The organism is Streptomyces sp. NPDC041124 (assembly GCF_055592385.1).
Genome location: NZ_JBVIYR010000012.1, coordinates 139,894 through 166,141 on the forward strand (window position 1 = coordinate 139,894; position 26,248 = coordinate 166,141).

Below are 26,248 nucleotides of genomic sequence, written 5' to 3' on the forward strand. Positions count from 1 at the left end.
ACGGACACGGCCCCTCGACTCCACTCGCACGAAATGATGAGACAAGCATGTAGGCAATTGCGAAAATTTGCAATTCCGCACCCCACGGGCGTCCGTCCTCGCGCACGACGGCCGGGCAGGCGCCCCCTCCCCCGGTCGGCTCAGCCCGTCATCCGTTTCCGCCACGCCGGTTCGACCCGCTGCCACTCGGCCTCCCACTCGGCCAGACGCCGCCACCGCAGCCGGTACCGGAGGAGCCCTCCGCCGAGCACGACCAGTCCTCCGGTGGCGACGGCGACCGTGGTCCCGGCCATGACGACCTGGAACCGCGCTTCCGCGCCCTGGGGCGGCGCGGTGGCGAGCCGGCCCGCGAGGTCGTTCCACACGGTGACCTCGGCGCCCGCCTTCGTGCCCGCCTCGACCTCCGCCCGGCCGGTGTTGACGGCGCCGTCGGGAGCGGTCCACCGCACCTTGGCCCAGACACCGCCGTCGCCGTCCTCCGTCACGGACGCCGGCAGCGCGTGGGCGGCGTCCTCCACAAGGACGGCGGTGACGGGGCGGGTGTCCTCGCGGCGTTCCTCGATCGACCCGTCCACGACTCCGGCCGCCGTCACGCCGGCGAACGCCCCGGCGAGCAGGGCGAGAACGAGGGTGGCGAGCAGCAGCCAGGCCTCGACCAGATCGCTGCGGCGGCGCAGCGGGTTCCTCCGCCACCGCCACAGGCGCACCCTGCGCGGCCTCGTGCCCTGCGTCCAGGCCATGGGAGGTCACCTCCTCGCGCGGGTCCCGACGGCGCCACCCCTCCAGGGTGGACCCCCGGCACCCGGTCCGGCACGGGGCCCGACGGCCCGTTCCGCGGCGCCGGGCCCGCCGGAGGGCCGGGCCCGGCCCGGGACCTTCGGCCCGTCAGGGCGTCGGGTGCACGGGGACCACTTCGTGCTGCGGCACGCCCAGCACGACCTTGAGCGCCCCGGTCTCGGCGGCGTTGCCGAAGACGTCGTACGCCTCCTGCATGTGGTCGAGCGGGAAGGTGTGGGTGACCATCCGGCGGGTGGGCAGCCGGCCGGCGGCGGCCATCCGCAGCAGGGCGGGGGTGGAGCGGGTGTCGACGAGCCCGGTGGTGATGGTGACGTTCCTGCTCCACAGCTCCTCGAGGTGCAGGGTGACGGGCGCGCCGTGCACGCCGACGTTGGCGAGGTGCCCGCCGGGGCGCACCATGCGGGCGCACAGTTCGAAGGTCTCCGGCACGCCCACCGCCTCGATGACCACGTCCGCGCCCAGTTCCCCGGTGAGGTCCCCGATCAGCTGCTCGGGAGCCTCGCTCGCGTCGGCCACGGCATCGGCGCCGAACTCCTTCGCCGCCTGGAGCCGGGAGGCGGCCAGGTCCACGGCGACGATGCGCTCGGGCGCGAACAGCCGGGCGGTGGCGATCGCGGCGAGACCGACGGGGCCCGCGCCGACCACGGCGACCGTGTCGCCGGGCCGCACGCGCCCGTTGAGCACGCCGACCTCGTAGCCGGTGGGGAAGATGTCGGCGAGCAGCACGGCGTCCTCGTTGGCCACGGCGCCGGGCAGCGGGTGCACCGAGAGGTCGGCGTGCGGGACGCGTACGTACTCGGCCTGGGTGCCGTCGACGAGGTGGCCGAGGATCCAGCCGCCGCCGCCCCGGCACTGGCTGTAGCTGGTCTCACGGCAGTAGCCGCAGCGTCCGCAGGCGGAGATGCAGGAGACGAGGACGCGGTCCCCGGGGCGTACCGTGCGGACGTCGGTGCCGGCCTCGACGATCTCCCCGACCGCTTCGTGGCCGAGGACGGTTCCCGGGCGGACCGCGGGCACGTCGCCCTTGAGGATGTGCAGGTCGGTACCGCAGATGGTGACGGCGTCGACGCGCACGATCGCGTCGCCGGGGTCCTTGATCTCCGGGTCGGGGACCTCCTCCCAGGCGGACTGCCCTGGGCCGTGGAAGACGTAGCCCTTCATGCCGATCCTCACCCTTCTCGCTGTGCGGCGGTGCGGCGGGCTGGGCGCGGGGCGTGCGCGTCGCCCGCTTGTTCGGGGGCCCGGGGGGTGTCCTGGTGCCGCCCTGCACTTCCAGTGTGAGTGGGGGGCGGGGGATGTGCGCGCGGGAGGGATGTGCTCGGGCGGAGGGGGTGGGTCTCTGGCGCGGTGGTGGGGCTCCGCGGGGGTGGCCGCACCCTTTCCGCCCCCGCCGCCCCTTCCCGGCCCTGGGGGCTTCGCCCCCAGACCCCCTCTCGCGCGGTTCCCCGCGCCCCTCAGGTCACCGCGGTTCCCCGCGCCCTTTGATCAGGCCACGGGGCGGGCGATGCCTCGGTCGAGGAGGTGGCGGGTCTGCGTCGCGGAGGCGGACAGATGCTGGAGGAAGCGGGTGGTGAGGTCGTAGAGGTGCCGTACGGTTTCCAGGCGTTCCAGGCGTGGGGCCAGCGCCGACAGGACGATGGCCAGGGCGATGCCGAGCCAGGCGACCGGGCCGAGCGGGGTGCAGCCGAAGAAGTGGCTGACGCCCGGCGTCTGGACGAGGGCGGCGAGCACGGCCGCGGAGCCCAGGGCCGTCACCCACACCAGGGTGCTGTGGCGGCGTCCGGAGAGGGTCTGCACCAACTGGGCGCCGACCACTCCGCACAGGGCCATGGTGGTGGAGCGGCGTTCGGTGCCGGGGGTGAGGCGGCCGAACAGGTACGCCGTGACCGCGCCGAGGCACGTGGTGACGCCCCGGCGGCGGATGGAACGCAGCAGGGGCGTGCCGAGCACGTCCAGACCCATCGGGCCGGTCGCGGCGTGCGCGGCCGTCGACGGGTCGTCGCTCGGCGTCACCGCCACCGCCATGGCGGGGAACATGTCGGTGAGCAGGTTGACCAGGAGCAGCTGACGGGTCGACAGGGGCGAGGCCCCGGCGAGGAGGGTGCCCAGCACGCTGAAGCCGACCTCGCCGGCGTTGCCGCCGATGAGGATGCTCACCGCGTCGGCGACGCTGCGCCACAGCGCGCGGCCCTCGCCCACGGCGTCGACCAGGACGGACAGGTCGCCGGTGGTGAGCACGATGTCGGCGGCGTTGCGGGCGGCGGCGGAGCCGCGGGACTCGATGGCGACCCCCACGTCGGCGGCGCGGATCGCGGCGGCGTCGTTGGCGCCGTCGCCGGCCATCGCCACCACCCGGCCGGCCTGCTGGAGGGCCTCCACGACGTGGAGCTTCTGTTCGGGTGCGACCCGGGCGACGACCCCGGCGCCGTGCAGGGCGCGGACCCGGTCGCTGCGGCCCATCGCGACGAGTTCGTCCCCGGTGACCACGGAGGTGCCCTCCGGCCAGCCCAGTTGCAGGGCGATGGCGCGGGCGGTCTCCGGATGGTCCCCGGTGAGCATGACGGGCAGGATGCCGGCCCGGCGCAGTTCGGTGAGCAGCTCCTGCGAGGTCTCGCGCGGGACGTCCGCCAGGGCGACCAGTCCGGCGAACTCCAGGCCGTCGAGCGCGGCGTCGAGTTCCGTTTCCGCGTCCGGCCCCCGGCACGGGCGCCGGGCCACGGCGAGGACGCGCAGTCCCTGGCCGGCGAGGGTGTGGGCCGTCCCGGCCGCCTCGTCGGGGAGGTCCCGGCAGGCGGGCAGCACCGTCTCCGGGGCGCCCTTGACGACGAGCAGCCGGGCCGTGCCCGGGCCGTCCTCCCGGCCGACCGCCGCCGCGTAACCGCGGCTGGCCTCGAAGGCCAGTTCGCCCTCGGCGGTCCAGGTCCCGTCGGGCGGGGCGGCGTCGAGGACCGCCTCGTCGGTGGCGTGCGCGACCCGCCGCCCCTCGGCCGTCTCCTCCTGCGGGCAGGCGCGCGCGGCCAGCCGGACGACCGGTACCGCGTCGGCCGCGCCCGGGGCGAGGACGGTGCCGTCGGCGGTGGCGACCCGGACCAGGCGGAGCCGGTTCTCGGTGAGGGTGCCGGTCTTGTCGAAGCAGACGGTGTCCACCCGGCCGAGCGCCTCCAGGGTGCGCGGGGTACGGACCAGGACGCCGCGCCGGGAGAGGCGGCGGGCGGCGGCCATCTGGGCGACGGTCGCGACGAGCGGCAGCCCCTCGGGGACGGCGGCGACGGCCACGGCGACCCCGCCGCTGACGGCCCGCCGGACGGCGCTCCCGCGCAGCAGGGACAGTACGGTGACCAGCGCGCCGCCGGTGAGGGTGACGGGCAGGGCCTTGCGGGTGAGTTCCTGGAGGCGTGCCTGGACTCCGGCGGGCGGCGGGGTGCGGGCGGCCAGGGCGACGGCGCGGCCCGCCTCGGTGCGGTCGCCGGTGTCCACCACGAGCGCCTCGGCCCGGCCGGCCACCACGGTGGTGCCTTCGAACACCATGCAGGTCCGGCGGGGCACGGGGGCGCCCGGGGCCGGCGCGAGGGACTTGGTCACGGGCAGCGACTCGCCGGTGAGCGACGACTCGTCGACCTCCAGTCCGTCCTCCTGGAGCAGGCGCGCGTCCGCGGGGACGACGTCACCGGCGCCGATGGTGATCCGGTCGCCGGGCCGCAGCCGGGCGGCGTCCACGGTCACACTGCGGCCGCGGCCGTCCTGGCGGCGCGCCTTGGGCTGCTGCCGGGCGGCCAGCCGGGCCAGCGCCCGTTCGGCGCGCAGCCGCTGGAGTCCGCCCGCCACCGCGTTGATGTCCATGGCACCGACGACGAGCAGCGCGTCGACGAGCGAGCCGAGCAGCGCGGAGGCGACCGCCCCGGTGGCGAGGACGGGGGTGAGCGGGTCGTCGAGTTCGCGGCGTACGGCGCCGGCCGCCTGCCAGGTCCAGCGGGCGGGGGCGAGGGCGGGCGTGCGGGTGAGGCGGGCGGCCCGCTGCCGGGCGCGGCCGGCGAGCAGGGCGAGTCCCTCGGGCTCGGCGTCGGTGTGGACGCGGTGGAGGAGTTCGCGTGCCTCGTGCGGTTCCAGGGCGTGCCAGGGCACGTGCCACCGGGGCTCGGGCGGCGCGGCGCGGGCCACGCGTACGGCTTCGGTCCAGCCGGTGAGCAGGGCGGCCGCCGCGGCGATGTTCACCGGGGCGTGCCGGGTGAGCCGCTGCCAGAACCGGCCGCCCGGGGTGCCGCCGCGGGCCACCATGAGCCCGGACAGGGCGGCGCCCGCCCGGGCCAGGGTCTGGGAGCGGCGGCCGACGCGGCGGGCCGCCGGGATCGCCGTCAGCAGGCGCCACACGTCGCCGAGTCCACCGGGGGCGAGGGCGTCGGCGCCCCAGGCGACCGCCGAGCGGTCGTCGGTGAGGGCGATCGCCACGTCGCCCGCGGGCAGCCCGTCCGCCACCTCGCCGGCGCCGTGCGCGGCCACGCGCGCGACACTCACCACGATGTGGCCGTCGTTCTGCAGGGCCCGGACGACGTCGCCGAACGGCAGGCCCGCGGGGGCGACCTCGTCGGCGAGGCGCGTGATGTCCTTCAGGTCGGAGCCGCCGGTGATCACGACGTGCAGCCCGGCCCGGCGGGCCGCGTCGAGGACGGCCTCGGCGCAGGGGTCGACGGGGTCGTGGAACACGGCGTCGCCGCCGGGCGGCGCGTGGCCGCGCAGGGCGTCGGCGTGCAGGACGAGGGAGTCGGCGATCTCCAGCTGCCACAGGCGCCTGCCGCTGCGGACCAGGACGCCGGATCCGGCGAGGCCGGCGCCGAGGAGCGAGTCGAAGGCGGCGGGGCCGTAGCGTGCCGCCTTGGGGGATCCGGCGAGGACCGCTTCGGCCGCCTCCGCCGCGTCGTGCGTGATGAGGAGGGTGGCGGCGGCGCCCGCCACGCTGCCGGTGCCGGCGTGGGCGGCGTAGGCCTGGGTGGGTGTCACGCGCAGGGGCGGGCGGACGCCGGCGGGCGGCGGGAGGCTGGTGCGCCGTTCGCCGCAGACGTCGTCGTGGAGGGCCTCGAAGGCGGCGGCCCGGGCGGCCGCCTCGGCCAGTTGGCCGGTGCGCAGCAGTCCGTCGAGCACGAGGGACACGGGGGACTGTCCGGCGCCGTGCGCGGCGGCGTTGGCGGCGGCGAGGAGGAGTTCCATGCCGCTGCGGCCGAACCGCCGGCTGAGCAGGGCGCGGAAGCGGGGGTTCTCGCGCAGCAGGGTGACGGCGGCGGTGACCGCCTTGGGGCTGCGGGGCAGGCGCAGCGACCGGCCGGCCAGGGCACCGGCCGCGCCGGCGGCGTCCAGCAGCAGCCCCGCGGCGGCGATCCGTACGTCGTGGGGGTCGCCGGGGTGCACGGTCCCGCTCTCCTCCTCGGGGCCCGCGTCCTCGGTCAGCCCGAGGCGGGCGGCGAGTTCCACGGCGTGCCCGCTCACGCGGTCACCGGCCGCGTCCGTCACGGCGGTCACGACGAGCCGGGACAGTCCGTCGTCCCAGTACGCGGTCAGCACGTCGGGGTGGTCGAGGAGTTGAGCGGCGGCCTTGCGGGCGAGCGGGGCTGCGGCGCCGCCCGGGCCGTACAGGGCCAGGTGGACGCGGTGTCCGGCCCGCCAGTGCCGGTCGCCGCCGACGGCGTTGCGCGCGACGTGGCCCAGGCGGCGGGTGGTGCGGTGGACGGAGGTGACGCCCCGGGCGGTGCTGCGGGCGGCACCGGCGGCGGCACCCGCCACGGCACCGGCGAGGGGGGCGGCGTCGAAGAGTGTGAGCATCGGAGGATCCCGTGTTCCCGGCTCAGCCCGCGTGCCGGTCGTCGCGCGGCAGCGCGGGGCCGGCCTGCGGTGTGTGGTGCGCGGTGGCCGCGGCCACCTGCTTGAGGCCCTCGGCGGTTGCGGTGTCGCCCACCTTGGCGGGCTCTTCGTGCACGCCGCGGTCGGTGCGGCCGTCGCGGTGACGGGAGGGCGCGAGCCGGTCGCCGGGGCCCGCGGGCGGCTCGGAGCCGGCGGCGCGGACGGCGCGCGCACGGTCCTGCCCCGAAGCGGCCGCCCGGTCCGTACCCGCCTCCTCGCCCTCGGGCCGCTGTGCGGAGCGCGGCCTGGTGAGCCAGGCGACGGCGGCGCCGGTCAGCGCCACCGGCCACTCGACCAGTCCGGCCACCCCGAGCACCCCCGCTCCGGCGTAGACGGCCATCCGCCGGCCGCGTGGGGACACCGCGCCGATCGTGTCGAGGGCACCGCCGGCGACCCTCTCCACCTGCTGCACGCCGGGCAGCCGGCGCAGCTGGGAGGCGACCGCCCGGAGGGGCTGCGCGAGATCCGGCGAACGAGACGTGTCCTGGTTCATGGCGACCTCCACGAGCGCGACCCTCAGGAAACCCATCCGGTTTGTCTGCCTTGACCCCATACTCGACCGTGACGGGCCCGAGCGCTTTCCCAGTACGCCCGAGCCGGGCCCTCGCGGTCCGCGGCCGCCCGCCGTCGGCGCGCGTCCGTGTCGGAACGGGCACGCCGGGTACCAGGTGCGGGCAGACAGGGCTGTCCCGGGCGGGGGAGCCGGAGACAGCGGCCGTACGGACCGTCCGGCCGCCGAAGGGAGTGGTCATGACGGAGAACGGCGAGGACACCACGCTCGCCCGGCGCCCGGTGGTCCCGGACCTCCGACTGGCCTCGGACGCCCCCGGCGAGGTGCCCCCGCTCGACGTGCGGCGCGAGGCGCAACCCCCGGGAGGGGACGACGTGCCGGAGCTGCCCCGCGACCGCAACCAGGCCATCCTGGAGGCGGCCAAGCAGGTCGGCGCGGTGCTCAAGCGGGGCGGGCACCTGTTCGCCCTGGCCGGCAGCGTCGCCGTCCGTGCCCACGGAGGCAGCGGGAACCTCCAGCACGACGTCGACTTCTGCGTCCGTCCCGAGGACGCCGACGCGGTGGCCGCCACGCTCCGCGAGGCCGGGCTGACCGTCTACGCCCCGCCCGAGGACTGGCTCATCAAGGCCACCTGTTTCGGCCAGGACGTGGACATCATCTTCGAGCTGGCGCACCGGCCCGTGTCCGCCGGGATGCTGGAGCGGGCGCAGGAGCTGCCGGTGGAGTCGGTGCGCATGCCGGTGCTGGCGCCCACCGATCTGCTGTCCGGCCTGGTGTCCGCCTTCTCGGAACACCACTGCGACTTCGGTGCGGTCCTGCCCATCGCCCGCGCCCTGCGCGAGAAGGTCGACTGGGACCGGGTACGGCGGGAGAGTGGCGACGAGCCGATGCCAGCGGCCTTCTTCTTCCTCCTGGAACGCCTGAACGTCATCTGATCCGCGGAAGGAACGCTGATGAGCACCCACGACGCCGGTCCGGCGGCCGGCACCCACGCCGCGCGGAGCCCGGAGTACCGCGTCGCCCACCTCCAGGACCGGCTCGCCTCCGGTGAGCTCGGCGAACTGGGTGTGCGGACCGAGGTCCGCGGCGCGACCGTACTGGTGACGGGGACCGTCCCCTCCGCCCACTGCCGCGAGGAGGTCCTGAGCACGGTGCGGGAGGAACTCGCGGGTCTCGAGGTGCACTGCGACATCGTGGTCAGTGAGCCCTCCTCGCCCGACCACGCGGAGGAACTGTCATGATCCGGATCGCCGCCGTCGGGGACATCCACCTGAGCCCCGAGACCCGGGGCGTGCTCCGTCCCGCGTTCGACACCCTGCCCGAGTGCGCCGACCTGCTGCTGCTGGCCGGTGACCTCACCCGCCACGGCACCGTCGAGGAGGCCCGTGTGGTGGCCGACGAGATCCGGGGCCTGGGGGTTCCGGTGGTCGCCGTGCTCGGCAACCACGACCACCACGACGACCGGCAGGACGAGGTCACGGCCGTGCTGCGGGACGCGGGGGCCACGGTCCTGGAGGGTGAGTCGACGGTGGTGCCGGTGGGGGACGCGCGGGTCGGGGTGGCCGGCACCAAGGGCTTCGGCGGCGGGTTCGTCGGCGCCAGCGCCGGGGAGTTCGGCGAGCCGGTGATGAAGGAGTTCGTGCGGGTCTCCCGGCGGTGCGCCGACGGGCTGCGGACCGCGCTGGAGGACCTGTCGGGGCAGGAGTGCGACGTCCGTATCGCCCTCACCCACTACTCCCCCGTGCCGGAGACCCTGGCCGGGGAGCCGCTGGAGATCTATCCGTTCCTCGGCAGTTATCTGCTGGCCGAGGCGATCGACACGGCGGGCGCGGACCTCGCCGTGCACGGACACGCGCACGCGGGCACCGAGCACGGGATGACCACGGGCGGGGTCAGGGTCCGCAACGTCGCCCAGCCGGTCATCGGCCGCGCCTTCCACGTCTACCACCTGCCGGTCCGCTCACGGGTCGGCGCGGAGGCCACCACCGGCTGAGACCCCGCTCACCCGGGCGGGCCGGCCCGCTCGCTCTCGCCGAGCGGACCGGTACGGCACCGCCGCAGGCCCTGCGCACGCGGCGGCCGACCGGCTGCCGCGGAACGCCGCGCCGCCGGTCGCCGGTCGCCGTAAGGGCCGGCGGGAGCACCGGGCGGCCGACCGGGTCACCGCTTGACCGCGACACCGCAGACGGAGACGTCGGCCGTGTCGTCCTCGGCCGGGTCGGCGTCCGGACGCCACGCGGCCGTCGGCACGACGCCCGGCTCCACCGGCTCCAGCCCGGCGAAGAAGGAGGCGATCTCCTGCGGTGACCGCAGGTGGTAGGTGTTGGCCGACTGCCCGTTGTAGACCCCGACCGCGGTGTTGAGCGCCTCGTTGGTGTCCGTGCCGTCGCTCAGGGCCAGGTAGCTGCCCGGGGGCAGGGCCGACATCAGTGTGCTCACCAGCTCGGCGGGGCGCTCGGCGTCGGAGATCTGCCCCATGATGCCCAGCATGGTCAGGGCGACCGGGCGGCTGAGGTCCAGGGTCTTCGCCGCCTCGGCGAGGATGCGTTCCGGGTCCCTGACGTCGGCGTCGACGTAGGCGCAGGCGCCCTCGGTACTGCTGGTGAGCAGGGCCTGGGCGTGCACGAGGACGAGGGGGTCGTTGTCGACGTACACGATGCGGCTCTCCGGCGCGATGCGCTGGGCCAGTTCGTGTGTGTTGTCGGCGGTGGGCAGTCCGGTGCCGATGTCGAGGAACTGACGGACACCGGCCTCGCCCGCCAGGAACCGCACGGCACGCGCGAGGAACCTGCGCTGCAGCCGCGCGACGGCGGCGAACTCCGGAAAGGTCTTCAGGATGACCTCGCCGGCCGCGCTGTCGACGGGGTAGTTGTCCTTGCCTCCCAGCAGGTAGTTCCAGACACGGGCGGAGTGCGGGCGATCGGTCTGCAGCCTGGCTCTGACTTCTTCACTCGGGTGAGTCATGGGGAAAGCTTCACACAGAGCTGTGCCTCCGTAGACCAACTACCGGGACACGGGGACGACTTCACGCAGGCCGGACCGAGGAGCGTCGCCCGGGACCGGAGTCGGACCATGCCGCGCGCAGCCTCACCGGGGACGCCCAGGAGCGATGGCTGATCGACGGATGGGAGAGCTCCACCGCGCTGTGGAACGTGATGCCCCGACAGGTCACCTGCTCCCAGCGCAGGATGGACGTGGGCGCCTACGCGGAAATGTCGACGGACGCCTGGGACGGCTACCGCGCCAACCGCGGCCGGCTCGTCGCGGGCGCGAAGGGGGCCGGTGCCGACAACTGGCTGGTCCTCACCGGCGATGTCCACGTGGCGTACGCCTTCGACATCAAGGACGACTTCGACGACCCCGACTCCCCCACCCTGGGCACGGAGCTGACCTGCACCTGCGTCGCCGGCGGCACGGACGGGGCGGAGCACCCGGCCAACTGGGGCACCTACCTGCGGGCCAACCCCCACCTGCGGTTCCACGACGGCCGGCGCGGCTACGTGCGCGTCGAGCCGGGCCGGGAGAACGCCCGCGCCGACTTCCGGGTCGTCCCCGCGGTGACGACCCCGGGCGCGCGCCCGTTTCGACGGCCGCCTCCTTCGTCACGGAGGGGGGCTCGCCCGGCCTCACCCCGTGTGACCCGTCCGGGTGCCCGCCGTCGCACATCCGTACTGCACATGGCGTCCGTTCGTGTCTCCAAAGCGCTAACCCCGGCGTGTCCCCACATCGCGCCGGGCGCGCCGGGAAAGGCCTAAGGCTCCTCGGCAGCCTGGCCGCCCCGATCGAAGGAGACGTACCGAATGGTCCCCAGTCATGTCCGTGCCCTGCGCCACTCGGCCCTCACGGCACTCGGCGCGCTCGTCCTCGCCGGACTCCCCTCCGTCGCGGCGGCCGATCCCACTCCCGCGGCGGGTCCGGCGCCCGGCGCGGCCCGGACCCTCGGCGCGGACCGGCCCTCGCCGCAGCTGCTCAGTGCCCTCCAGCGTGACCTGGGCCTGGAACCGCAGCAGGCATCCGAGCGGCTGGTCAACGAGGCGGAGGCGGGGGCCCGCGCGGGACGGCTGCGCATCGCCCTGGGCGAGCGGTTCGCCGGTGCCTGGGTGAGCGGCGCCACCTCCGGCGAGCTGACGGTCGCGAGCACCGACGCCAAGGACGTCGCGGCCATCGAGGCCGAGGGCGCCAGGGCCGAGGTGGTGCGGCGGACGCTGGCCGAACTCGGGGCGGCCAAGGCGAAGCTGGACGCGGCGGCCACCCGCGTCGAGACCTCCGACACGCCCGTCTGGTACGTCGACGTGACCAGGAACCGGATCATGCTGGAGGCGGCCAGTCAGGCGGCCGGCACCGCCTTCATCGAGGCCGCGGGGCTCCAGGGGGCGGACGTCGGCATCCGTATGACGACGGTGCGGCCGCGGCTGCTGCGGGACATCACCGGCGGCGACGCCTTCTACGCCGACGACACCGCGCGCTGCTCCGTCGGCTTCTCCGTGACCAGCGGCGGGCAGCCGGGCTTCGTCACCGCCGGGCACTGCGGCAGGGCGGGCGCGACGACCACCGGCTACGACCGCACCCCGCAGGGCACCTTCCACGCTTCCACCTTCCCCGGCAAGGACATGGCGTGGGTGGCGACGAACGACCAGTGGACGCCGACACCTGACGTGAAGGCACAGGACGGCCAGGAGGTGCAGGTCACCGGCTCGGCGCAGGCGCTCGTCGGGGCGTCGGTGTGCCGTTCCGGCTCGACCACGGGATGGCACTGCGGGACCGTCCAGCAGCACGACACGAGTGTCAGCTATGCCGAGGGCAGGGTCGACGGGCTCACCCGGACGACGGTGTGCGCCGAACCGGGCGACTCCGGCGGGCCGTTCGTCGCGGGCGCGCAGGCCCAGGGCGTCACCTCCGGCGGATCGGGTGACTGCACCGACGGCGGCACGACGTTCTACCAGCCGGTCAACCCGATCCTGAGCGACTTCGAGCTCACGCTGACCACGTCGGCCGCGCAGACGACGCCTGACCAGCAGGAGGGCGGCGCGCAGGCGTGGACGGTGGGCCGGGTCTACGAGGCGGGGGCGACGGTGACGCGGGACGGCGTGACGTACCGGTGTCTGCAGACCCACCAGGCGCAGGGCGCGTGGGCGCCCGCCGGCACCCCGGCGCTGTGGCAGCGGGTGTGACCTCGTGACGCCGGTGGGCGTGGCCGGGCACGGGAGCGCCGCGGTCGTCCGACGCGATCCGGGACCACGGCTGTCCGGCAGCAGCGCGTCGGTCAGCCGGCCGGCGGGCGTACGCCCGCGAGGAGAACACCGCTGTGCGGGCGGGTCGGTACGCGGTTGAGCGGGATGCTCAGATTCTGCTCCGGCAGCGTGTACTCCATGCGGGCCAGCCGCCCCGCGAGCGCCTCCAGTACGCCGATGGTCATTCCCTCACCCGGACACCGGTGGCCCGTGGCCGGGTCACCGCCCCCCTGGGGTATCAGTTCGTCGCGTCCCACCGGCCGTTCGAGGAAGCGCTGCGGGCGGAAGGCGTACGGATCGCCCCACAGCGACTCGTCGTGGTTCTGCCCGTACACGTCGAGCACCACCAGTCCCCCGGCCGGGATCCACTCCCCCCGCCAGAACAGGTCACGTGCCGCCAGACCGCCGAGGAACGGCACGAACGGGTAGAAGCGGCGCACCTCGTGCGTGAACGCGGCGGTGAACGCGGGATCGCCGTCCGCCAGGCGGGTGCGCAGTTCGGGCCGGCGGTGCAGGGCGTGCGCGGTGAAGGCGACGAACCAGGCGACCGCGGCCGTCGGGCGGACGACGTTGAGCAGTTCCACCGCGGCCGTCTTCTCGTCGAGCGGCTCGCCGTCGGCGTCACGGTGCCCCGACACCAGGCCGAGCACCGAGTCCGGCTCCGCGGGGACCTCGCCGGAGCGCACGTCCCGCACGAGCCGGCCCAGCCGCTCCTCCTGGCGGGTGCGGGCGCGCCGGGCGCGCAGATGGCGCGGACCGGCGGTCGCGAAGCCGTCGACCATCGCGATCATGTCGCGGGCCGTGGCCGCGGCCCCGGCGTCCCCCGACTGTATGCCGGCCCACCGGTGCACGCCGGTGGTCAGGACCGTGCTCGCCTCGTCGAACAGCACGACGGAGCCGCGCCGGGCCCAGCCGGGTACGGCGTCGTCCCAGGCCGCGCCGACGTGCTCGACCAGGCCGGTGACGCGGCCGGGTTCCAGCAGGGGCAGGAACAGCGACTTGCGGGCGCGGTGGGCCGGACCGTCGAGGGTGTGCACGGCCCCGTGGCCGAACAGGGTGGCGAGCACGGGTTCGGGGATGGCCCGGTGCCGGTGCACGTTGCGCTCGTCGTAGAAGAACCGGACCGCCTCGGGTCCGCGCAGCGCGAGGGCGGGGCGGCCCAGGATCCGGGTGCGGACCACCGGGCCGGGGGCGTCGCGCATCCGGTTGGGCAGCCAGGCGTACCCCTCGGCGAGCAGGGGGAGCGTGCGGTCGACCAGGGGGCGGGTGAGAAGGTCCATGGCCGTCGGGTGCCCTGCGGGTCCCCTCGGACACGCCGGGCGGCGCAAGGGCACCCGGACGGGTGTGTCCGAGGCCACGCGGCGAAGGAGGCACCGGTCACGCCGCGACGGACGGGCCGGCGGCTACCGTTTGCTCCGGTCCCCCACCCCCGACGGTTCGGACGGCCGCTGTGCCAGCAGATCTCTCCCCGGTCATCGCGGCCACCGCTCAGTGGCTGACCCGCTCCTTCCCCGCGTCCGGCGGGGCGCTGGCCTCGGCGCTGTGCGAGGCGCAGGCGCGGCAGGCGGTGACGGTCGCGGCCCGGCTCCGGTACCCCTCGGCGATGGACGCGGCCCTGCTGTCCCTGGCGGGCCCGGGCGGTTCGGCGCGGCTCGACCACGTCACCGGCGGGGGCGACGGGGGCGCCTGGCGCACCTGGGTCGACGAGGTGGTGGCCAGCTGGGCGGCCTGTCTGCTCGCCGACCCGGAACTGGCCCGCCTCGCGGTCGGCTCCCTCGACGGGGACGGACCGGGCGGGTTCCGCCGTCTGCTCACCCCCGACGCGACCCACCGCCGCTCCGCGGCCCTGCTGCGCCACCCCGATCTGCTGCTCCCGGTGGCTTCCCTCCACCGCGCCGCCCTGCTCGCCCGCCTCGGGACGGACACCACCCTCGTGGCCTGACCCCGCACGGGAGACCCCGGCGGGACCGCCACACCGGGGGCGGGTCCGGCCGCCCTCCGCTTCCCGCGGTCACCGCTGTGACCTGCGCCGACGGCACGCGCCACGCTGTGCTCACGCTCCGTCATTCACTGGATCGCAGTAGGCGACCGTGCCGTGAGGAGGGAGACGGCCCAGGCTGATCGAGGGCCGACGGCCCGGTCCAGCTGGCCGACACGCCGTGCCGGCCCGGACACCGACGCCTCCGACGGAGGGCTGAGCGACATGACCACCCCCATATCCCGGAACTGGGAGCACGTCGTCGTCACCGGCGGCGCGGGATTCGTCGGCTCCCACCTGTGCACCGCCCTGCTCGACGCGGGCTCCGCCGTCACGTGCGTCGACGACTTCAGCACCGGCCCGCCGGAGAACGTCACGCCGCTCCTCGAACGGCCAGGATTCACCCTCGTACGGGCCAATGTGGCCGAGGAGGTGCCGGTGGACCGGCGGCCCGACCTCGTCCTGCACCTCGCCTCGCCCGCCTCCCCCGCGGACTACCTGCGGCTGCCGCTGCACACCATGGAGGCGGGCAGTCTCGGCACCCGCAACGCGCTGCGGCTCGCCCAGGACTCCGAGGCCCGTCTGGTGCTGGCCTCCACCTCGGAGGTGTACGGAGACCCGCTGCAGAACCCCCAGGACGAGCGCTACTGGGGCAACGTCAACCCCGTCGGCCCGCGCAGCGTGTACGACGAGGCCAAACGCTTCGGCGAGGCGCTCACCACCGCCCACGCCGACACCCACGGCACCGACGCGTGCATCGTGCGGCTGTTCAACACCTACGGTCCCCGGATGCGCGGCCACGACGGGCGCGCCGTGCCGACCTTCGTCCGGCAGGCCCTGGCCGGCGAGCCGCTCACCGTGACCGGTGACGGCCGCCAGACCCGTTCGCTGTGCTACGTCGACGACACCGTGGCCGGGATCCTCGCAGCGGCCGCCCACGGCATGCGCGGCCCCGTCAACATCGGCAACCCCGCCGAGATCACCATGCTGGACCTGGCCCGGCTGGTCGTCCGGCTCACCGGATCGGCGTCCGACATCCGTTACATCGAACGCCCGGTGGACGACCCGGCCGTGCGCTGCCCCGACATCACGCTCGCCCGCGACAAGCTCGGCTGGGAGCCCCGGGTGGACGCCGAGGAGGGCCTGCGCCGCACGATCGCCTGGTTCCGCTCCGAGGCCGGTCACTGAGCGCGGCGCGCTCCCGCCCGCGACACGCGGCCCCGGGCCGCCCCCGATCCGCGAAAGGCGTCCGTCATGCGCATCCTCGGAATCAACGCCCTCTTCCACGACCCCGCCGCCGCCCTGGTGATCGACGGGCGGACCGTCGCCGCCGCGGAGGAGGAGAGGTTCTCCCGGCGCAAGCACGGCAAGCGCCCGCTGCCGTTCTCCGCCTGGGAACTGCCCGAGAAGGCCGCCGCCTGGTGTCTGAGGCGCGCCGGACTGCGCCCCCGGGACCTCGACGCGGTCGCCTACTCCTTCGACCCGGCGCTCGCCCGTCCCGCCGACGCGATGGGTCTGGACGACCCGTGGGACCACCTGCGGCTCACCTACGCGCGCGAGGCTCCCGGCTTCCTCGGAACCGCGCTGCCGGGCCTGGACCCGCAGGCCGTCCGCTTCGTACCGCATCACATGGCGCACGCCGCCTCGGGCGCGTTCGCCGCGCCCGGCGGCGGGGACTGCTCGGTGCTGGTCCTGGACGGCCGCGGCGAACGCGCCTCCCACCTCGCCGCCCGCCGGGTGGGCGACCGGCTCGAGTCCCTGCGCGCGCAGGACCTCCCGCACTCGCTCGGCCTCGTCTACGAGGAACTCACCGAGCACCTCGGCTTCCTGCGCTCCTCCGACGAGTTCAAGGTGATGGCCCTCGCCTCCCACGGCACCCCGCGCATGCTGGCCGAACTGCGCCGGTACGTGTATCCGACCGGCGACGGCGGCTTCCACGCCTCGGGGGTGCCCTGGCACGAGTTCTGCGCGCCGCGCGGCCCCGACGAACCGTGGACCCCGGGCCACGCCGATGTCGCCGCCAGTGCGCAGGCCGTGCTGGAGGAGACCCTGCTGGACCTGGTGCGCTGGCTGCACGGCCGTACCCACGACAGCGTGCTCACCCTCGCCGGGGGCGTCGCCCTGAACTGCGTCGCCAACTCCCGCATCGCCCGGGAGGGTCCCTTCTCCCGGGTGTGGGTGCAGCCCGCGGCCGGAGACGCGGGCACCGCGCTGGGCGGCGCCCTGCTGCTGTCCGCCGGGGCCGGTGACGGACCGGAGCCCATGACGGGCGCCGACCTCGGCCGGGACTGGTCGGACGCGGAACTGGGGGCGTGGCTGAAGACGGCCGCCGTGCCCTTCGAACGGCCGGCCGACATCGCCGCCACGGTGGCCAGGACGCTGGCCGGCAACGGCATCGTCGCCTGGTTCCAGGGACGCAGCGAGTACGGTCCCCGGGCGCTCGGACACCGCTCGCTGCTGGCCCATCCGGGGCACGCGGGCAACCTGGAGCGGCTCAACGACATCAAGGGCCGCGAGCAGTTCCGGCCGGTGGCGCCCATGGTGCTCGCCGACCGGGCCGCCGAGATCTTCGACGGGCCGCTGCCCAGCCCGTACATGCTGTTCGTGCACGACGTGGCGCCCGCCTGGCGCGAGCGCATCCCCGCCGTGGTGCACGTCGACGGCACCGCCCGCGTCCAGACCGTGGATCCGGCGCGCGAGCCCCTGGTGGCGGACATGCTGGGCGAGTTCGAGCGGCTGACCGGGCTGCCCGTGGTCGTCAACACCAGCCTCAACACGGCCGGCCGGCCCATGGTCGACGACCCGCGCGACGCCCTGGAGTGCTTCGGTTCCTCCCCCGTCGACCTGCTGGCCATCGGTCCGTTCGCGATCCGGCGCGCGGACCTGTTCCGCTCCTTGGGCGAAGGCGAGGTGCCGCGATGACCGGATCCCCCGCTCCGAGCGGCGAGTACGCCGTGGTGGTGCCGACGCTCGGCAGGCCCTCCCTGGCCCGCTGCCTGCGGGCGCTGGCTGAGGCGGACGGGCCGGGACCGGCCCGGGTCGTGGTGGTCGACGACCGTCCGGACCCGGCCGGGGCGCCGCTGACCGCCGCCGTTCCGCCGTCGCTGCGCGCACGCACCCTCGTCGTGCCCGGCGGGGGGCGGGGACCGGCCGCCGCCCGCAACACCGGATGGCGGGCGGCCGGGGACGTGCCGTGGATCGTCTTCCTCGACGACGACGTGGTCCCGGGTTCCACCTGGGCCGACGACCTGGCCCTCGACCTCGCCGGGGCGAGCGTCGCCACCGCCGGGATCACCGCCCGGATCGACGTGCCGCTGCCCGCGGACCGCCGGCCCACCGACTGGGAGCGCGGCACCGCGGGCCTCGCCACCGCCCGCTGGATCACCGCCGACATGGTGTACCGCCGCCGGGCGCTGGAGAGCACCGGTGGTTTCGACGAACGGTTCCGCAGGGCGTTCCGCGAGGACGCGGACCTGGCGCTGCGGGTGCTCGACGCCGGCTGGACGCTGGCGGAGGGCCGCCGCCTCACCACCCATCCGGTGCGGGAGGCCGGGCGCTGGGTCTCCGTACGGGCCCAGGCGGGCAACGCCGACGACGTGCTGATGTCCCGGCTGCACGGCCGCGACTGGCGGCAGCGGGCGGACGCGCCACGGGGGCGCCTGCCCGGCCACCTCGCGGTGACCGCGGCGGGGCTTGCGGGCGTGGCCTGCGCGCTGTCCGGCCGGCCGCGGGCCTCGGCGGTCTGCCTCGGTGGCTGGCTGGCCGGAACCGCCGAATTCGCCCTGGCCCGGATCCTCCCGGGACCCCGCTCCCGGGAGGAGATCGTCACCATGCTCCTCACCAGCGCGGTCATCCCGCCGGTCGCGGTCTTCCACCGGCTGCGGGGTCACCTCCGCCACCGCGCGGCGCCGGCCCGCCCGGGACGGCCCGGGGCCCCCGCGCCCGCCTACCCGCCGCCGGCCGGCGAACCGCTGCCGTCATGACCCGCCCACCGCCGGAATGGTCGGAGCGCACGGACCGAGGAGGCTCCGTATGAACATCCTGCTGTGGCATGTGCACGGATCCTGGACGACGGCGTTCGTCCAGGGCCCGCACACCTACGTCGTCCCCGTCACGCCGGACCGCGGTCCCGACGGACTCGGCCGGGCCCGCACCTTCGCCTGGCCCTCGTCGGTGCGCGAGGCCACGCCGGAGGAACTGCGGGAGACCCCCTTCGACCTGGTCGTCCTGCAACGGCCCCACGAACTCGAGCTCGCCCGGCGGTGGCTCGGCGGCCGGCGCCCGGGCCGGGACGTGCCGGCCGTGTACCTGGAGCACAACGCCCCGGACGGCGACGTCCCCGACACCCGGCACCCCCTCGCGGACCGCGCCGATCTGACGGTCGTGCACGTCACCCACTTCAACCGGCTGTTCTGGGACTGCGGCAGCACCCGCACCGAGGTGATCGAGCACGGCATCGTCGATCCGGGCCACCGCTGGACGGGCCGGCTGGAGCGCGCCGCCGTCGTCGTCAACGAACCGCTGCGCCGCGGCCGGTACACCGGTACGGACCTGCTGCCCGAGCTGGCCCGGGCGGTGCCGCTGGACGTGTTCGGCATGCGCACCGGCGGGCTGGCCGGGCACCTGGGCCTGCCGCCGGAGCGGTGCCGCACCGCCGACCTGCCGCAGCGCGACCTGCACGCGGCCATGGCCGAGCGCCGGATGTACCTGCACCCGGTGCGCTGGACCTCCCTCGGTCTGTCCCTGCTGGAGGCGATGCACCTCGGCATGCCCGTCCTGGCGCTGGCCACGACCGAGGCGGTCGAGGCGGTACCGGACGGTGCGGGCACGGTGTCCAACCGGCCCGACGTCCTCGCCCGGGCCGCCCGCCGCTACCTGGCGGACCCGGCGGCGGCCGCCGCGGACGGGGCGCGGGCCCGGCAGGCGGCGCTCGAACGGTACGGGCTCAAGCGGTTCCTGGACGACTGGGAACGCCTGATCACGGAGGTGTGCTCATGACCCCGCCCCTCGGCTCCCCGCCCGCCGGAGACCTGGCCCCCGGCGTGCTGTCCATCGCACTGGTCTCGGAGCACGCGAGCCCCCTCGCCACGCTCGGCGGGGTGGACGCCGGCGGGCAGAACGTGCACGTCGCCGCCCTCGCGGGGGCGCTCGCCGACCGCGGCCACCGTGTCACCGTGCACACCCGCCGCGACGACCCCGCCCTGCCCGACCGGGTGCCGCTGCGCGACGGCGTCGAGGTCCACCACGTGCCGGCGGGCCCCGCGCGGCCGCTTCCCAAGGACCGGCTGCTGCCCCACATGGAGGAGTTCGGGCAGCACCTGGCCCGGGCGTGGCGGGCCCGCACTCCGGACGTGGCGCACTCGCACTACTGGATGTCGGGGCTCGCCTCCCTGCGGGCGGCCCGGGAGCTGGGGCTGCCGCTGCTGCACACCTATCACGCGCTGGGCACGGTGAAGCGGCGGCACCAGGGACTCGCCGACACCAGCCCGCCCGAGCGGATCGGCTGCGAGACCGAGGTGGGGCTCGGCTGCGACCGTGTCGTCGCCACCTGCCGGGACGAGGTGGCCGAACTGCTCGGGATGGGGGTGCCGGCGGAACGGATCGGCGTCGTGCCGTGCGGGGTGGACACCGACCGGTTCACCCCGCTGGGACCGGTCGCACCGCGCGGACCCTTCCGGTACCGGCTGCTCCAGCTGGGCCGGCTGGTGCCCCGCAAGGGCGCCGCGGTCTCGGTGGCTGCGCTGGCCCGGCTGCCGGACACCGAGCTCGTGGTGGTCGGCGGGCCGCCGCGGAACCGGCTGGACGACGACCCGGAGGTGTGCCGGCTTCGCGGGCTCGCGCGGGACGCCGGGGTGGCCGACCGGGTCCGGTTCACCGGCGGGGTGAACGCGGCCCGGGTGCCGGCACTGCTGCGCTCCGCCGACGTGGTGCTGTGCCCCGCCGACTACGAGCCGTTCGGGATCGTCCCGCTGGAAGCCATGGCCTGCGGCCGTCCGGTGGTGGCCAGCGCGGTCGGCGGTCAGCTCGACACGGTCGCGGACCCGGGCACCGGACGGCTGGTGCCGGCCCGTGACCCGGAGGCGCTGGCCCGGGCGGTCGCCGCGCTGCTCGCCGACCCGGCGGCCCGCACCGCCTGCGGTGCGGCCGGCCGCCGCCGGGTGCTCAGCCGTTATGGCTGGCCGCGGATCGCCGCCGCCACCGAGGCGGCCTACTGCGAGGTCCTCGACGCGGAACCCGCCGCGACCCGGGCCGGCTGACCGGCCGGCACGGACGACCGCCGACGTTGCGACAGCTGGAAGGAGGTGCGGGTCCCACCGCCGTCCTCACCGAGGTGGTGCGCCCGGAACAGGATGACCGAACACTCCGCGCTCGACGCCGCGCGACTGCACTGCCGGTCGCTCCAGGAGGCCCTCGACGGCCTCCGCGTGAACGGCCTGCCCCGGATCGCCGACTGGGGCGGACACCTCGCCTCCGTCCTGACCGAGGGGGGACGGCTGCTGGCGGCCGGCAACGGCGGCAGCGCCGCCCAGGCCCAGCACCTGACCGCCGAACTGGTCGGACGGTACCGCAGGGAGCGGCGCGCCTTCTCGGCGCTCGCCCTGCACGCGGAGACCTCCAGCGTCACCGCGATCGGCAACGACTACGGGTTCGACCACGTGTACGCCCGCCAGGTGATCGCCCACGGGCGTCCCGGCGACGTGCTCATGCTCCTGTCCACCTCGGGCCGCAGCGCCAACCTGATCGCGGCGGCCGTGGCGGGCCGGCAGGCCGGGCTGCGGGTCTGGGCGCTCACCGGGCCCGGACCCAATCCGCTGGCGGAGGCCGCCCACGAGGCGCTGTGCGTGGAGGCGGGCAGCACCGCGACCGTGCAGGAGACGCACCTCGTGGCCGTGCACCTGCTCTGCGAGTCGTTCGACACCGTCGTGTCCACGCCCCTCGCGCGGCGGGCGGCGGCCGTCCCCGGGAGGATGCCATGACCTCGCTCAAGCCCCTCGTGGTGGTGGGGGACGTGCTGCTGGACGAGGACATCGAGGGGGTGGCCACCCGGCTCGCCCCGGACGCCCCGGCCCCGGTCGTCGACGTCACCGGTGACCGCGCGCATCCGGGCGGGGCCGGTCTCGCCGCCGCGCTCGCCGCCCGGGGCGGCCGGGACGTGGTGCTGGTGACCGCCCTCGGTGACGACCCCGCCAGCGAGGCCGTCCGCCGGGGACTCAGCGGCCGGGTCCGGCTGCTGGAGCTGCCGCTGCACGGCACGCTGCCGGTGAAGACGAGGGTCCTGGCGGGCGGACGGCCCGTGGTCCGCATCGACCGGGGCGGCGGGACGCCCGGGGAGCCGGACGCCGCGGTGTGCGAGGCGCTCGCGGGTGCGCACGCGGTGCTCGTCGCTGACTACGGACGGCACACCGCGGGCGCGGTGCGCGAGCACCTGCAGGACGCGGCCCGGCGTACGCCCCTGGTGTGGGATCCGCACCCCCGGGGCGAACCGCCGGTGCCGGGGGCGCGGATCGTCACGCCCAACGCGGCGGAGGCCGTCGCCCTGTGCGCCGGTACGCCGGGGGTGTCGGGGCCGTCGCTGGGCGCCTTCGCCGAGCGGGGGGCGGCACTGGCGGAGCGCTGGCGGGCGGCGGGCGTGGCCGTGACGCTCGGCGACCGGGGTGTACTGCTGACCCGGCCGGGAGGAGGTACGCCGATGCTGATCCCGGCGCCCTTCCGGGCCGAGGGCGACCCGTGCGGGGCGGGTGACTGCTTCGCCGCCACCACCGTCGCGGCGCTGGCCGACGGGCTGCTGCCGGAGGAGGCGCTGCAACGGGCGGTGGCGGCGGCCGCCGCGTTCGTCGCCGCGGGCGGGGCGGGCAATCCGGATCTGTGGGAGACGCCGGCGGTGCCCGCCCCGGGTCGCGGCCCCGGGGCCGACGCGGCCGACGCGTTCGGGCTGGCGGAGAGCGTGCGGGCGCGCGGCGGGACGGTGGTCGCCACCGGTGGCTGCTTCGACCTGGTGCACGCCGGGCACGTCGGGCTGCTGGAGAGCGCCCGGCGGATCGGGGACTGTCTGATCGTGTGCCTCAACTCCGACGCGTCCGTCACCCGCCGCAAGGGGGCGGGGAGGCCGCTCAATCCGGCGGCGGACCGGGCGCGGGTGCTGGCGGCGCTGGGCAGCGTGGACGCGGTGCTGGTGTTCGAGGAGGACACGCCCGCGGCGGTGCTGGAGCGGCTGCGGCCGGACGTGTGGGTGAAGGGCGGGGACTACTCGGTGCAGGACCTGCCGGAGGCGGAGGTGCTGCGGGGGTGGGGCGGACAGGCGGTGGTGCTGCCGTACCTGGACGGACGGTCGACCACCTCGCTGGCGCGGCGGGCCGCCGACGCGGCGGCGGTGGCCGTGAGGTCCGGTAAGGGGTGAGGGGACGGCGGAGGCGGGGTGTTTCCGCCTCCGCCACCACCGCACGGTCCTCCCCGCGGCCGGTCACCGGCCCGCCCGCCGGCCCTCGACGGACCGGCGTCCTCGGACGGCCGGCGGCCGGGGTCAGGCCGCCGTCTCCAGGGCGGGGCGGGGGGCCTTCCGCGCGGGGAGCTCGAGGGGGACGTCCGTCCGGCGGGAGAGGAGGTGGCCGGCGGCGATGGACGTCACGATGATCAGACCGCCGGCGATCAGGGCTCCGCGGGGGCCGGCGAGTTCCATGAGGACGCCGAGGGCGGGCGGGCCGCCCAGGCTCCACACGGTGCCGACGCTGCCCCAGACCCCGAGGACGCGGCCGCGCAGATGGGCGGGCGGGTCGGTCTGCAGGACGGCCGTGCCGGCGGTGTCGGAGACGGACTCGACGACCGCCATGGGCAGGACCAGCACCAGCAGCACCGCGAGCGACGGTGACATCCCCGCCACCACCTGCAGCAGCGCGCCCGTCGCCGCGAGCGCGCCGACCAGCCGCACCGACGGCCTGCGCAGTCGCGCGCCGAGCACCGCGCCGAGGATCCCGCCGACGGCGAGGACCGTGGACACCGTGCCGAAGGCGCCCGCGCCGCCCGCGAGCGGCCCGGTGACCAGGACGGCGAGTGTCAGCCCGTAGTTGCGTCCGAAGACCGCGCTGACGCCGGTGACCCCGGCGAGGGCCATCAGCCGTGGCCGGCGGGCGAAGAACGCGATCCCCTCGCGGACGGTCAGGGCGGCCCGCGGCCGTTCGCCCTTCGTCACGACGTGGCGCACCGCGCCCGCCGCCGGGCGCAGGAACGGGATGACCGCGGTCACGAAGAGGAACGAGAAGCCGTTGGCGAAGTAGGCGGCTGCCGTGCCGAGGAACCCGACCGTCACCCCGGCGAGCGCGGCGCCCGCGAGCCGGCCGGCGTTGAAGACCAGCGCGCCCACCCCGATCGCGGAGGGCACGTCCTCGGCCGGCACGAGATCGTTGCCCAGCAGGGCGCAGGCCGGGTTGTCGACGGTGGCGACCATGCCGGTGACGGCTGCGAGCACCATCAGGGAGGTCATGTCCAGCCGGTCGAGCGCCACCAGGACAGCCGTGGTGAACGCGATCGCCGACAGCAGTGCCTGACTGACGGCGGCCGTCAGCTTCCGCGGCCAGCGGTCGACCGCCGCACCGCCGAGGACGCTCATGAGCAGGGCGGGTGCCGCCTGCACGGACATGGACAGGCCGGTGGCCGCGGCGGAACCGGTGATCTGCAGGACCAGCAGGTTCTGCACCGTGAGCTGCATCCACGTACCGGCGTTGGACACGAAGTTCGCGACGGACCACCAGCGCATGCTGCGGTGCCGCAGGGACCGCCAGGGCGAGCGGGACCCGGGCCGGGCGGAATGAGGGGGCGAGGAAGACACAGGAGCGCTACTCGGACGGACGAGCCGGGGGCTCGGAGCGAGGGGCGCGGGAAGCGGATGGCCGGCGGCGCTGCGCGGCGGTTCCCGTCGCCCGGACTGGGCGCGGACCATCGTGGCAGAAGGAGGCGCCGAGTCGGTTCCGGCAGCCGGGTGACCGGCCGGCCGGGTGCGTCAAGCGCGCTGGGACCGCGGGGAGTTGGGTCGGTGAGTGCGGTTGCTCACAGGAGCGGGCACGCGGAAGGGCCCGTCGCTGCCGCGACGGGCCCTCACCCGCGCTTCTCAGCCGAGCTTGCCGCGCCCGCTCAGCGCGTCGCGGAGCCGGTCGACCATTCCGGCACCCGGGGCCAGCAGCTTGTTCGCGGGGGGCGTGTCCGGGGCGGCGGGGTGCGGCCGGGTCGGGGCGGTCTTCTTCGCCTGCCGGACCTTCTCACCGAGCCGGTCGAGTTGCGCCGTGGAACAGGCGGCGCGCAGCTGCGGGAAGAGGTTCTGCTCCTCGTCGGCGATGTGCTCCCGGATCTCGCTCATCAGCGATCCGATGAGGCGGTCGAACTCCGCGTCGTCCGCGTCGCAGCCCTCCAGGTCCTTCATGGTCCGCTCGGCCGTGGCGTGGTCCTCGAGTTCCCGGTCGGCGATCGCGTCCCCGTCCGGCACGTGCTCGCGCACCGCCGGGTAGAGGTAGGCCTCCTCGGCGACCGAGTGCCGGACCAGTTCGATCGTGGCCTGGTCGGCGTACACCTTGCGGTCCTTGTGGCCGGGCGGCAGTGCCTCGATCTTGCCGAACAGCTCCTCGACCTCCCGGTGGTCGGTCACCAGTTCGTCGATGACGTTGCCTCCGTGTCCCATGTCCTTCACCTTCCGGTCCGTGGTGGCGCCCGGCCGGGCCCACTCGGCTCACCGGGTCCCCTCGCCGACGGGGTGCTAACGCGGCCGGCCGGTCAACAGGACAGCCGGTCAACCGGTCAACCGGTCAACCGGTCAACCGGTCAACCGGTCAGCAGGACAGCTTGGCCCGGACACGCCCGGCCACCGCCGCGGGGCCGGCTCCGGCCCGGACGGAGTGGCGTACGAGGTGGGCGTCGCGCCGCAGGTCATGGGCGGCGTGCCGGCCGCGCCACAGCAGGGAGGGGGCGGAGCCGGTGTCGTCGGCGGCGATCAGCAGGCCGCCGAGCATGGCGAGGTTCTTCAGGAAGTGGATGCGCTGCTGGGTCTTCCGCTCGGGGTCCTCCTCCTCCCAGAAGCGGTGCGCGGCCAGGGTGGTGGGCACCAGCGAGACGGCGAGGGCGAGCGCGGCCGGGCGGGACAGGCGTCCGGTGGCCAGCATCAGCCCGCCCACGACCTGGACGGCGCCGTTGAGGCGTACGCAGTCCTCGGTGCTGTCGGGCAGCGGCGCGACCCGGTCGGTGAGGGGCCGTACGACGGGCTCCGCGAGACCCGCGACGTTCTGCGGGTTGCGGACGGAATCCAGCCCGCCCGCGACGAACATCGACGCGAGCATCGGCCGGCCGAGGACACGCAACAGACTCATGGGCTACTCCTGGAAAGTCGGTGGTGCGGACGTGCGCCGGGTTCCCTCGGGCGAGGGGCGCAATCGGCGCGCGCCGTCACCAGAACCGGGTGGTGAGCGCGGGCTGGTGGACCGCCTCGACGGCGTCGCGCAGGCGCAGGGCGACGCCGATGGTGGTGCGCAGGACGGACGGGCGAACGGTCTGCGCGGTCTCCGTGGCCAGGACCAGCAGGCAGCCCGCCGCCTGTTCGACGACGGAGACCGGGAGGGTGTAGTCGTTCTCGGCGGCCGCGCGGAACGCCTTGAGCGGGACACCGGCCCCGTCGACCGTCCGCCCGGCGGCCTGCTCCAGGTGCTGGGCGGCGTTCTCGCAGAGCGAGGCGGGCAGGGTGAGGGTGCGCTGGAACGGTGAACTCGTCATGGTCCCAGTGCTCCCCCGCCCCGGCCGTGTTCCATCGGTACGCGCCGGGAGTTCACCGTCCCGCGTGAGCTTTCGGCGGCGGTCGGGCCCGTA

Annotated in this window: 22 protein-coding genes and 1 pseudogene; 13 read left to right on the plus strand and 10 right to left on the minus strand. The window is 75.7% G+C overall.

The genetic code is table 11. The annotated features are described in order from the left end of the window. Window positions 1-140 precede the first annotated feature (140 nt). The 4 genes from ACZ6A9_RS28835 to ACZ6A9_RS28850 form a co-directional block, all read right to left on the minus strand. Window positions 141-740, minus strand: coding sequence for an Rv1733c family protein (locus tag ACZ6A9_RS28835; protein ID WP_468991145.1), 600 nt, complete (start codon window positions 738-740; stop codon window positions 141-143). A gap of 145 nt (window positions 741-885) precedes the next feature. After that, the gene (locus ACZ6A9_RS28840; protein ID WP_468991148.1) at window positions 886-1,959 is read right to left on the minus strand and encodes a zinc-dependent alcohol dehydrogenase family protein; all 1,074 of its coding nucleotides are present in this window, start codon (window positions 1,957-1,959) and stop codon (window positions 886-888) included. Between the two features lie 324 nt (window positions 1,960-2,283). Continuing rightward, complete coding sequence (locus tag ACZ6A9_RS28845; RefSeq protein WP_468991151.1) at window positions 2,284-6,609, minus strand: HAD-IC family P-type ATPase; 4,326 nt, start codon at window positions 6,607-6,609, stop codon at window positions 2,284-2,286. Between the two features lie 22 nt (window positions 6,610-6,631). Beyond that, entirely contained in the window at window positions 6,632-7,216 is a 585-nt protein-coding gene (locus tag ACZ6A9_RS28850; protein ID WP_468991153.1) for a hypothetical protein, read from the minus strand. Between the two features lie 221 nt (window positions 7,217-7,437). Here ACZ6A9_RS28850 and ACZ6A9_RS28855 point away from each other — a divergent pair, with 221 nt between their 5' ends. Genes ACZ6A9_RS28855 through ACZ6A9_RS28865 form a run of 3 tightly spaced genes read left to right on the plus strand, consistent with a single transcriptional unit; the run spans window position 7,438 to window position 9,191 of the window. Then, complete coding sequence (locus tag ACZ6A9_RS28855; protein WP_468991155.1) at window positions 7,438-8,133, plus strand: nucleotidyltransferase family protein; 696 nt, start codon at window positions 7,438-7,440, stop codon at window positions 8,131-8,133. An 18-nt stretch (window positions 8,134-8,151) separates the two neighbouring features. After that, window positions 8,152-8,439, plus strand: coding sequence for a hypothetical protein (locus tag ACZ6A9_RS28860; protein ID WP_228967559.1), 288 nt, complete (start codon window positions 8,152-8,154; stop codon window positions 8,437-8,439). After that, window positions 8,436-9,191: a metallophosphoesterase family protein gene (locus ACZ6A9_RS28865; RefSeq protein ID WP_468991161.1), complete on the plus strand. Its 756-nt coding sequence runs from the start codon at window positions 8,436-8,438 to the stop codon at window positions 9,189-9,191. The genes ACZ6A9_RS28860 and ACZ6A9_RS28865 overlap by 4 nt, the downstream gene beginning before the upstream one ends. Before the next feature lie 167 nt (window positions 9,192-9,358). On the opposite strand, the gene ACZ6A9_RS28870 is transcribed toward ACZ6A9_RS28865, so the two are convergent. Then, window positions 9,359-10,162, minus strand: coding sequence for an SAM-dependent methyltransferase (locus ACZ6A9_RS28870; RefSeq protein WP_468991163.1), 804 nt, complete (start codon window positions 10,160-10,162; stop codon window positions 9,359-9,361). A gap of 89 nt (window positions 10,163-10,251) precedes the next feature. Between ACZ6A9_RS28870 and ACZ6A9_RS28875 the strand changes: the two are divergent. Next, window positions 10,252-10,832, plus strand: a pseudogene (locus ACZ6A9_RS28875) (alkaline phosphatase D family protein); the annotation flags it as partial. Window positions 10,833-10,998: 166 nt separating this feature from the next. Further along, complete coding sequence (locus ACZ6A9_RS28880; protein WP_468991166.1) at window positions 10,999-12,369, plus strand: trypsin-like serine protease; 1,371 nt, start codon at window positions 10,999-11,001, stop codon at window positions 12,367-12,369. Window positions 12,370-12,461: 92 nt separating this feature from the next. On the opposite strand, the gene ACZ6A9_RS28885 is transcribed toward ACZ6A9_RS28880, so the two are convergent. After that, window positions 12,462-13,709, minus strand: coding sequence for a cytochrome P450 (locus ACZ6A9_RS28885; RefSeq protein WP_468991169.1), 1,248 nt, complete (start codon window positions 13,707-13,709; stop codon window positions 12,462-12,464). 170 nt (window positions 13,710-13,879) lie between these two features. On the opposite strand from ACZ6A9_RS28885, the gene ACZ6A9_RS28890 reads away from it, so the two are divergent. From ACZ6A9_RS28890 to rfaE2, 8 genes are all read left to right on the plus strand, one after another. After that, the gene (locus ACZ6A9_RS28890) at window positions 13,880-14,371 is read left to right on the plus strand and encodes a hypothetical protein (RefSeq protein WP_468991172.1); all 492 of its coding nucleotides are present in this window, start codon (window positions 13,880-13,882) and stop codon (window positions 14,369-14,371) included. Between the two features lie 261 nt (window positions 14,372-14,632). Beyond that, a complete protein-coding gene (locus ACZ6A9_RS28895; protein ID WP_468991175.1) occupies window positions 14,633-15,595 on the plus strand; it encodes an NAD-dependent epimerase/dehydratase family protein in 963 nt (320 codons plus the stop codon). Window positions 15,596-15,661: 66 nt separating this feature from the next. After that, entirely contained in the window at window positions 15,662-17,329 is a 1,668-nt protein-coding gene (locus tag ACZ6A9_RS28900) for a carbamoyltransferase family protein (protein WP_468991178.1), read from the plus strand. Next, window positions 17,326-18,390, plus strand: coding sequence for a glycosyltransferase family 2 protein (locus tag ACZ6A9_RS28905; protein ID WP_468991180.1), 1,065 nt, complete (start codon window positions 17,326-17,328; stop codon window positions 18,388-18,390). The genes ACZ6A9_RS28900 and ACZ6A9_RS28905 overlap by 4 nt, the downstream gene beginning before the upstream one ends. Window positions 18,391-18,439: 49 nt before the next feature. Then, on the plus strand, window positions 18,440-19,405 hold the full coding sequence (locus tag ACZ6A9_RS28910) for a glycosyltransferase (protein ID WP_468991184.1): 966 nt from the start codon (window positions 18,440-18,442) through the stop codon (window positions 19,403-19,405). After that, window positions 19,402-20,664: a glycosyltransferase gene (locus tag ACZ6A9_RS28915; protein ID WP_468991189.1), complete on the plus strand. Its 1,263-nt coding sequence runs from the start codon at window positions 19,402-19,404 to the stop codon at window positions 20,662-20,664. The genes ACZ6A9_RS28910 and ACZ6A9_RS28915 overlap by 4 nt, the downstream gene beginning before the upstream one ends. Before the next feature lie 93 nt (window positions 20,665-20,757). Then, complete coding sequence (locus tag ACZ6A9_RS28920) at window positions 20,758-21,384, plus strand: D-sedoheptulose-7-phosphate isomerase (RefSeq protein ID WP_468991193.1); 627 nt, start codon at window positions 20,758-20,760, stop codon at window positions 21,382-21,384. After that, a complete protein-coding gene (gene rfaE2 / locus ACZ6A9_RS28925; protein WP_468991196.1) occupies window positions 21,381-22,805 on the plus strand; it encodes a D-glycero-beta-D-manno-heptose 1-phosphate adenylyltransferase in 1,425 nt (474 codons plus the stop codon). Before ACZ6A9_RS28920 ends, rfaE2 begins: the two co-directional genes overlap by 4 nt. A 123-nt stretch (window positions 22,806-22,928) precedes the next feature. Here rfaE2 and ACZ6A9_RS28930 read toward each other — a convergent pair whose 3' ends face one another. From ACZ6A9_RS28930 to ACZ6A9_RS28945, 4 genes are all read right to left on the minus strand, one after another. After that, a complete protein-coding gene (locus ACZ6A9_RS28930) occupies window positions 22,929-24,341 on the minus strand; it encodes an MFS transporter (protein WP_468991198.1) in 1,413 nt (470 codons plus the stop codon). Window positions 24,342-24,509: 168 nt separating this feature from the next. Beyond that, window positions 24,510-25,073: a hemerythrin domain-containing protein gene (locus ACZ6A9_RS28935; protein WP_468991201.1), complete on the minus strand. Its 564-nt coding sequence runs from the start codon at window positions 25,071-25,073 to the stop codon at window positions 24,510-24,512. Between the two features lie 148 nt (window positions 25,074-25,221). Further along, complete coding sequence (locus ACZ6A9_RS28940; protein WP_468991203.1) at window positions 25,222-25,755, minus strand: DoxX family protein; 534 nt, start codon at window positions 25,753-25,755, stop codon at window positions 25,222-25,224. Window positions 25,756-25,831: 76 nt separating this feature from the next. After that, complete coding sequence (locus ACZ6A9_RS28945) at window positions 25,832-26,155, minus strand: hypothetical protein (RefSeq protein ID WP_468991207.1); 324 nt, start codon at window positions 26,153-26,155, stop codon at window positions 25,832-25,834. Window positions 26,156-26,248: the final 93 nt, after the last annotated feature.